2 protein-coding genes and 1 pseudogene are annotated in these 3,429 nt (G+C 35.2%); 2 read left to right on the top strand and 1 reads right to left on the bottom strand.

All coding sequences use genetic code 11. From position 1 onward, the window contains the following. Nucleotides 1-1,838 (top strand): S8/S53 family peptidase (locus tag AACY61_RS10660; protein WP_339611564.1); only part of this gene is annotated, 1,838 nt, incomplete at its 5' end. Between the two features lie 176 nt (nt 1,839-2,014). Here the strand turns inward: AACY61_RS10660 and AACY61_RS10655 are convergent. After that, nucleotides 2,015-3,151, bottom strand: a complete 1,137-nt coding sequence (locus AACY61_RS10655; protein ID WP_339611563.1) for a glycosyltransferase — start codon at nt 3,149-3,151, stop codon at nt 2,015-2,017. A 38-nt stretch (nt 3,152-3,189) separates the two neighbouring features. Here AACY61_RS10655 and AACY61_RS10650 point away from each other — a divergent pair. Then, a pseudogene (locus AACY61_RS10650) lies at nt 3,190-3,429 on the top strand (hypothetical protein); the annotation flags it as partial.

Raw genomic sequence — 3,429 nt, 5'->3', positions numbered from 1 at the left:
TTTTTCCTATTTTTTTTACATTGCTTTGTTTGCCTTTACTTTCTATATCACAAGAAAACAACTTTACATTTTGGTTTAAAATTAATTCTACTGAAAATATTCCTGTTGTAGTTGAAGATAATGGAAAAAAAAAGTTGTTATTCCAAGACGAGGATTTAACAAAGTTTTTTGAAAGTTTTGAAATATTTAGTTTTCAAAAATCTTTTCCTAGCTCAAGAAGAGAGCTTCTAATCAAAGTTTATGAAATAGAAACTAATAATTTCAGTTTAATGAGTGAAATTGAACTAAATTACCCCGATCTATTTATAGATATTGAAGAAAAACCTGAAATTCAAGAATTATATTTGCCTGATGATTTAGGAGTTATAGGTGGAGAACTACAAGAGCAAGAGGAGTTATATTTTATAGGAGCCCCTGCTGCTTGGGATATTACAAAAGGTGATCCAGTAATACAAATAGGTATTTCAGAGTCGGTTAATGTTAACCATGAAGATCTTATTGGGATTGCTAATGTATTAAATGGTCCTATTCCAACAAATTTTGGATCACATGGTACTAGAGTTGCTTTAATCGCAGGAGCTAATACTGATAACTCTATTGGTATTTCATCAATTGGCTTTAATTCTAGTGTTGTGACCAAAGGTAGTGGAGCTAACGCAGTAATAGAACTTGCTCAAGCAGGAGTCCCTGTCATTAATATGAGTTGGGGAGTTTGCACAACCTCACAAACAACAATTGATTACTATCAAGAAGCCATGGATGAAGCATATTATGACTATGGAGCTATATTGGTAGCAGCTGCGGGTAATGGCTCCTTTTCTTGCCCAACGTTGGGCCCAGAAGCCTTACATTACCCTGCTGGATGTGAGAATGTTATTTCTGTATCAACTATAGGGCATTTATACCCCTTGGGAGATCCAAATCCACTACATGATAACCAAAAAGATAAATTTGAGCATTCAAACTCTTCAAATCCAGTTAACACTTTTAACACAGATGTTGATATAGTGGCTCCGGGAAGGCATATCTTAACCCAAGATGGAGTTAATTCAGATGGGGTATATTCTTATGGAAATGGTACTTCGTTTGCCGCCCCTATCATATCTGGAACTATAGGTTTAATGTTAAGCTTAAACCCTTGTTTAGAATTAAAAGAAGTTGAATCAATATTAAAGTTAACTTCTAAGAAAGTTGATACTTTGTCTGTAAATTTACCTTATTATGGAAAAATAGGTTCAGGTCGTTTACAGGCAGATTTAGCTGTGAAAATGGTATATGACATGATTACACCAACTCAAATTGTTAAAGTTGAAAACCAAGAGTTTTCAAGGTGGGACTTTATCTTAGAGTCTGCACCTGAACGAATAGAAATGCAAAATCAAATTTTTGAAGGTGTTGCAACTGCTACTTTTAAAGCCAAACAAAGTATTGAATTAATATCTGATGTGGATTTAAAACCTTCAACACTTATAAGAAACCCAGGTTTTGTTGATTTAATTATTGACCCTGAATTGACACTTTGCCCTGATAAAGATATTAAAGGCAGAAAATTTTTAACAAAAAATAGAGATAAGGAAACTTTTTCAGAAGTCAAGAATGCTTACGCAATACTATACCCAAACCCTAACGAGGGTAGTTTCACCATTTCATTAAAGAATTTTGAAATTGTAGATCAGGTATCAATAGCTATATTTAATAATTTTGGAGAAATGGTATTTATAGGTAAGATGTCAACACTACAAAAGGTTATTAATATACCTGAAATTCAATCAGGTTTATATTTTGTAAGATTGAATTCATCTAATCTTAATGCAAGGATTAAGTTTATCAAAATTTAAGAATTTAGAATACGCTGTTTTTAAAATTTCAGCGTATTCTTTTAATTAGATTTTATAAATATAAAAATGTGCATTAAGCAACTCGTGCAGGGTAGAAGTGCCTGATTTTCAGGCTCCGGGGACATAGAGATTGGGAAGGAAATAGCTGTTGTTTTGGCTCATAAATTATTTTAATTTTATTTCCAGGTTTTTAAATATAATTCAGCCACCTTCACAAAATGATGCTCCCGCTCAATAAATTCTCGGGCGTTTTCACCAATTCGTGAAATCTCTTCGGGCTTTTCAATCAGCCAACTCAGCTTTTCAACTAAAGCATTTACATCGGGTAGTGCGTTGATGCATACCTCATCTTCTTTTAAGCCGTAGTGCTGCAAAAACTCTTTTTCGGCTCCTGTAAATACTACTTTTCCTTTGGCCATAGCTTCCAGGGCGTTATAGCCTTGGTCGTAAGCATACACTTGGTCAAGCAGGATGTGGGCTTTGTCATATAGCTTTATATACTCAGCGTAGGGCAGGTTTTCTAGGACCGTGATTTCAACTTTATCGGGATATTTTTCCTGGATGATTTCAAGTGATTTTTCAAAATAAGTAAGACCCTTTTTAAGATAAGTGCCGCGGTTGATACCCAAAAACACCTTGATTTTATGTTCCTGATGAAGCTTGATATACTGAATAGGGGTACAGTCAACAGGATTGGGAATCAAGCCCAAAAAAAGAGGGTGCCCTTTTAAAGGAGGCACATAATCAAAATCACTTGCAATCACTCCTTTGACGTGGTTGAACACCAGTTCGTGTGTTTTTTTATGGTTTTTTGTAGTATAATCGAGTATGTATTTATAATCAACTTTAGTTTTTGGGCTTTCAAAATAAGGGTTCATCAGGGAGTACCTGAAGCCTTTATTCAGCATAAACTGCACACTGATGTAATCAACCCCACAGGAAAGTAAAAATACGTTTTTATTGTACTTGAATACTTTTCTAAGTAAATAACGTTCCAGTCGGGGAGTGGTTTTTATGGGCCTTTCATTAATTAGCTGTACAACATCATAATTTCTGAAACGGCTCTCTTGGTTACAAAACCGCAGTCCGCGTTCCAATGCACTCAAATCAAAACCAAAAAGTTTAAAAAACCCCTTTTTAATTGTGCTAAAAAAAGGGGCTTCAGTAAGGGTAGCCCTGATGGAAATATCCACGGGGAAGTTCTTAAAACCATCGCCGTCTCCCACTAGGGTTACTTGATGTCCCAATGCTTCCAGACCTTTTTTGAGGGTGTTGTGCAAGTGACTGTATTCACCAAGCAATAAAATCTTCATGGATTGGTTATATTTGCCGTGAAGTTAATTATTCTTCTATGATAAAACAACCCCGTTTTAAAATTGCTTTAGTGGGTGATAAACTCAGTGGAGGCGGTGCTGAACGGGTTCAGGCACAAGTATCGTTTTATTTTGATTCCAAAAATATTGAGGTACATCACATTATTGTTCAGGATGTGGTTACTTATGATTATGCCGGAACACTTTTCAATATGGGAAAATTAAAGGATACCACAAACGGCATTGCAAATAAATGGTTTCGGTTTAAGGCCCTGAAG

Source organism: uncultured Planktosalinus sp., assembly GCF_963973675.1.
In the GTDB taxonomy this organism is placed as follows: Bacteria; Bacteroidota; Bacteroidia; order Flavobacteriales; family Flavobacteriaceae; genus Planktosalinus.
Note: the sequence above shows the minus strand (reverse complement) of the source record. Positions and strands in the feature narration are given on the sequence as shown.